Origin of the sequence: Cellulomonas bogoriensis 69B4 = DSM 16987 (genome assembly GCF_000767165.1) — a bacterium.
GTDB lineage: Bacteria > Actinomycetota > Actinomycetes > Actinomycetales > Cellulomonadaceae > Actinotalea > Actinotalea bogoriensis.
Genome location: NZ_AXCZ01000187.1, coordinates 1 through 4,940 on the forward strand (window position 1 = coordinate 1; position 4,940 = coordinate 4,940).

The window sequence follows — 4,940 nt, forward strand, 5'->3', positions numbered from 1 at the left end:
CTGCGGTGGGTACGCGGGGTGGACGTCATGGGCGCCGCGGACCTGGACCGGGTGCTGCCCGTGGACCCCGCCGAGGTGCCGCACCGGTTGCCGGCGGTCGGCGAGTCGGCCGCGCACGAGCGGTGGCGGGAGTTCCTCGACGGTGGCCTGGCCCGCTACGGGGCCGACCGCGACCGACCGGACCTGGACGGGACGACGCGCATGTCGGTGCACCTGAAGTACGGCTCGGTGCACCCGCGGACCCTCCTGGCCGACGTGGCCGCCCATCCCGACCGGGACACCGAGGGCGCCCGGCGCCTGGTCACCGAGCTGTGCTGGCGGGAGTTCTACGCCGACGTCCTGTGGCACGACCCGGACTCGGCGTGGTCCGACCTGCGCCCGGCCCTGGTGCACATGGACTACGACGACCCGACGACCGACCCCGTGGCCGCCGAGAGGTTCACCGCCTGGAAGGAGGGCCGGACCGGGTACCCGCTGGTCGACGCGGGCATGCGGCAGCTGCTCACCGAGGGGTGGGTGCACAACCGGGTGCGGATGGTGGTCGCGAGCTTCCTTGTCAAGGACCTGCACGTGTGGTGGGTGCACGGTGCGCGGCACTTCCTGGAGCACCTGGTGGACGGGGACGTGGCGTCCAACAACCACGGCTGGCAGTGGGTCGCGGGCACCGGGACGGACGCCGCCCCGTACTTCCGGGTGTTCAACCCGGTGACGCAGGGTGAGCGGTTCGACCCGGACGGGACGTACGTGCGGCGCCACGTGCCCGAGCTGCGGCACCTGGCGGGCAAGGCGGCGCACCAGCCGTGGCGCCGGGGCGACGGCCACGCCCACGGGTACCCGTCCCAGGTGGTGGATCATGCCGAGGAGCGGCGTGAGGCCCTGGACCGGTACGACCGTGCGCGCTCCTGACGCCGTCCGCCCGCGTCAGGATCCAGGCCTCACGGGCCGAGGACCCCGCGGTTTAACCCGGACCTTGGGCCCAAAAAACCGGCGCACGGTCGGGCCACAGTAGTCACCAGAGGGCGACAGCCGCCCTCGTGAGGGATCCCCCCGGGACGCGACCGGCCCTCACCCCCTGGGAAAGGCACCATCATGAGCACCGCCGTGTCCAACAACGCCAAGTCCGTCCGGGTCATCGGCCTGCTCGCGATCATCGCGGGCTTCCTGCTGATCATCGGTGGCGGTGCGACCTCGCTGGTCGTGCGCGACCAGCTCATCGCCGAGAACATCGTGCTCGGCGACGACGCCGCGATGTTCCAGGGCAACGTCGTGGACGGCCCGATCGACGCCTACCTGCAGGCCGAGGTCATCAACATGCACGCCCTGGACATGTCCGGCGGGCGCACCTACGCGGAGATGGACCGCGACGACCCGATGCGTGCCACGGTCATGAACGGCTCGTTCCTGCGGGCCTCGCTGTTCACCTCGGTGATCGCCTTCGGTGTCGCGGCCTTCGCCGCCGGCGTCGGCGTCGTGTTCATCCTGGTCGGCTGGGCGCTGCGCAAGCTGGCGCCGGCCGAGGTCGAGGGCTCCGTCGCGGCCTGACCCCCCTGATCACGAGGACCCCCGCGCTCCCCCTGCGCGGGGGTCCTCGTACGTCCCGGGACCGTGGAGCGCAGTACGCGATCATGGACTGACCAGGACAAACTCTCCCCCTGTGGGCACCGGAGAAAATCGTGCCTATGATCTGCGTCACACGTTCTCGGTTCTGTCCGCAGGGGGCACAGGTCGCAGACGTGGCGCCGCGAACCGGCGCGAGGTGGATCCAGGACGGATCTCGCCGGCCGGGCACCACCCCGGGACCGGTGAGGCCCTGCTGGTGGCGACGAGGCCACTGGTGGGGAACACCCCGAGCGAACAGCCCCCGTGCTCCTCGGAAGGCTCCCTCGTGACCACCACCACCGTCTCCGCACTCAAGCGCGTCCGGCTCCTCGGGCTCATCACCCTCCTGGCCGGGGCCATGCTCCTGGTCGCCGGCACCGCGACCACCCTGCTCGTCCGCGACCAGCTCGCGTCCGAGAACATCATCGTCCACGACGACTCGCCCATGTTCGCCGGCAACGTCGTCGACGGGCCGATCGACGCGTTCCTGCAGGCCGAGGTGATCCGCGGGCACGCCCTGGACGCCTCCGGAGGCCTGACCTACTCCGAGCTCGACCGCGAGGACCCGGTCCGCGAGACCCTGCAGACCGCGTCGTTCCTGCGTGCGTCGCTGCTGACCTCCGTGATCTCGTTCGGGGTCGCCGCCCTGGTCGCCGGTCTGGGTGTGCTGTTCATCCTCATCGGCTTCGCGCTGCGCTCCGTGGGAGCGCTCGCACACGAGGCCGAGGTGTCGACCGACCGCCGGCCCGTGACCGACAAGGTCCCCGTCAACGCCTGACGGGTCCCCGGGTCCTGCCCCCGCGGGGGTGGGACCCGTCCCGTCCTGCGCCGAGGTCACCATGCGCACCAATGTCCGACGCACGGCGCTGACCTGCGCCCTCACCGTCGCCACCGTCACGCTCGCCACACCCGCATCGGCCCACGGCAGGTGGTTCGCCGAGGGCACCCACGGGGGTGACTGGGCGTTCTTCCTCTCGCCGCTGCCACTGGCCCTGACCGCTGTCGCGCTTCTCGTGGCGGCCGGACTGCGCGCCGTCGCCGGGCGCCTGCCCCGGCCCGAGCTGGAGATCCTGCCCCCGTTGCGGCAGGCCCGGCGCCTGGGGGCGCTGGTCCCGTACCTGCCTCGCCTGCTGGCCCTGCACGTCGGGATCGCGCTGGTCACGTTGTCGGTCATGGGCGCGTTCCTGTTCCCGTCGATGCCGCTGGAGGAGGTGCCCGGTGGCGGCGCCGCGGGGTTCGCCCAGGCCGCCGTCGGACTGTGGCTCCTCACCGGCCTCGGCCTGCGGGGCGCGGCCGGGGGTCTCGTGGCGCTCACGGTGCTGCTCGGGGTCTCCTGCGGGCCCGTGACGTTCATGGAGAACGGCGACAAGCTCGCCGTCGCGACGTTCCTCGCCCTCAGCCCGGGGGCGCCCCGGGCCCGTCCGGACCGGCTGGGTGACCTCGCCCGTCGTCGCTGGGCGCTGCTGGGGGTGCGGGTGCTGCTGGGGGGCACGCTCGTCACCCTGGCGATCAGCGAGAAGCTCACCCACCCGGAGATGATGCGCCACCTCATGGCCCGCCACCCGGAGATCGACCCGGTCGCCACGTTCGGGCTGCCCCTCGAGGTCGACACGATCATCGTCGTCGCCGGTGTCGTCGAGCTCGCGCTGGGGGTGTTCATCCTCCTGGGCGTCCTGCCCCAGGTGACCGTCCTGGCCGCGCTGGTCCCGTTCAACGCCACGCTGCTGGTGTTCGGCCTCGACGAGCTCGTCGGGCACCTGCCCATCTACGGGCTGTTCCTGGTGCTCCTGGTGCACGCGTGCCGTGCCGAGACGCACCGGGACCTGCAGTGGTTCCCCAGCAGCACCGCCATGGGCCACCGATCCCGACGAACCCGAGCCGTTGGTGCCGGGAACGGGGAGCAGGTCCCTTCGTCCGAGGCGCCGAGCACCCCCTGGACTACCCCGGGGGGTACGCGGCTAGGCTGAGAGGGTGTCCGTGCCAGGGGGCGTCGTCACGGGGGGGCTGCGCACCGCACTGGTGAGTGCGGTGGCCCTCTCGTCCTCCGCCGCCGGTCATGGGGCCGGAGGCGGACACCTTCCCCCTGCACACGTCCTGACGGTCATGACGGTGGGAACCGTCCTGGCGGTGGCACCCCTCACACGTCGCGCTCTTCCGGCGTGGCCGCTGATCACGCTGCTCGCCGCCCTCCAGGCCGTGCACCACGCCGCGTTCACCCGGCTCATGGACCACATGACCACCACCCAGGGTGCGCCCGCCACGATCGGCCACCCGCACGCGCACGGCCTCGCGCACCACACCGGCGTCACGGGGGGCGGCGCCCTCGACACGCTGCACGGGAGCGCCCCGATGCTCCTCACCCACACCGTGGCCACACTCCTGGCCGCCGCCCTGCTCCTCGGCCTGGACCACGCAGCTGCACGCGTCCTGTCCTGGTGGCACCTGATCGCCCTGGCTGCCGCACCCCCGCAACCGCTCGCCCGCAACCGGACCACCGTTCCCTCAGCGACGGACCCGCACCTACCCGCAGGACGCCTGCTCGACCCTGACCGGGACCGGGGACCACCGGTGCACCTGGCCGTCGGCTGACGCCGACCGTCACGTGGCCACCCCCACGGGTGCCCACGCCCAGCACCGGACCACCCGAACCTTCAGGAGACGACCATGCGACGCACCACCTCGACCCTGCTCGCCCTGCTCGCCGCAGCGACCTTCGCGCTGTCAGGCTGCACGGACCCGGCCGACAAGCCGACCGAACCCGAGCCCCCCGCCGAGACCCCGACCGGGACGACGACGCCCGCCCAGGAGCAGTCCGTCACCATGACCGACGCGTGGGTGCGCGCCACCGAGGCACCCATGACGGGGGTCTTCGGGACACTCACCAGCACCGCTGAGGAGGACCTGGTCCTCGTCGCGGCCACCTCCGCGTCGGCAGGGTTCGTCGAGCTCCACGAGGTGGTGGGTGACGAGACCGGCGAGAGGGTCATGCAGGAGAAGGACGGCGGGTTCGTCGTGCCCGCCGGGGGCACCCACGTGCTCGAACCCGGCGCTGACCACATCATGCTCATGGACCTGGACCAGGCGCTCGAGCCCGGCCAGGACGTGGTCCTGATCCTGACCTTCGACGACGGCACCTCCATCGAGGTCACCGCCCAGGTGCGCAGCTCCGCGGCCGAGGAGGAGGACTACGTCGGCGGCCACGGTCACGGCGCCGACGAGGACGCGATGCCGTCCGGTGAGGACGCCCAGGGGTGAGCGCCGAGGGAGTCGACCGCAGGACCGTGCTGCGGGCCGGGGCCCTGGCCGTCGGCGCCGCCGCCGGTGGCGGGGTCGTGGGCGCG

At 72.6% G+C, this 4,940-nt stretch carries 6 protein-coding genes; all 6 read left to right on the top strand.

The window, feature by feature from the left end; translation table 11 throughout:
• Nucleotides 1-906: cryptochrome/photolyase family protein (locus N869_RS12800; protein WP_198026075.1), on the top strand; the 906-nt coding region annotated here is incomplete at its 5' end.
• Between the two features lie 183 nt (nucleotides 907-1,089).
• Nucleotides 1,090-1,542 carry a hypothetical protein gene (locus N869_RS12805; protein WP_035062259.1) on the top strand — a complete coding sequence of 151 codons (453 nt, stop codon included), beginning with the start codon at nucleotides 1,090-1,092 and terminating at the stop codon, nucleotides 1,540-1,542.
• A gap of 343 nt (nucleotides 1,543-1,885) precedes the next feature.
• Entirely contained in the window at nucleotides 1,886-2,377 is a 492-nt protein-coding gene (locus N869_RS12810; RefSeq protein ID WP_035062264.1) for a hypothetical protein, read from the top strand.
• Between the two features lie 61 nt (nucleotides 2,378-2,438).
• The gene (locus N869_RS12815) at nucleotides 2,439-3,566 is read left to right on the top strand and encodes a hypothetical protein (protein ID WP_156968543.1); all 1,128 of its coding nucleotides are present in this window, start codon (nucleotides 2,439-2,441) and stop codon (nucleotides 3,564-3,566) included.
• 4 nt (nucleotides 3,567-3,570) lie between these two features.
• Nucleotides 3,571-4,188: a hypothetical protein gene (locus N869_RS12820; protein WP_156968544.1), complete on the top strand. Its 618-nt coding sequence runs from the start codon at nucleotides 3,571-3,573 to the stop codon at nucleotides 4,186-4,188.
• Between the two features lie 75 nt (nucleotides 4,189-4,263).
• Nucleotides 4,264-4,854, top strand: coding sequence for a copper chaperone PCu(A)C (locus tag N869_RS12825; RefSeq protein WP_035062262.1), 591 nt, complete (start codon nucleotides 4,264-4,266; stop codon nucleotides 4,852-4,854).
• The last annotated feature ends 86 nt before the right edge of the window (nucleotides 4,855-4,940 follow it).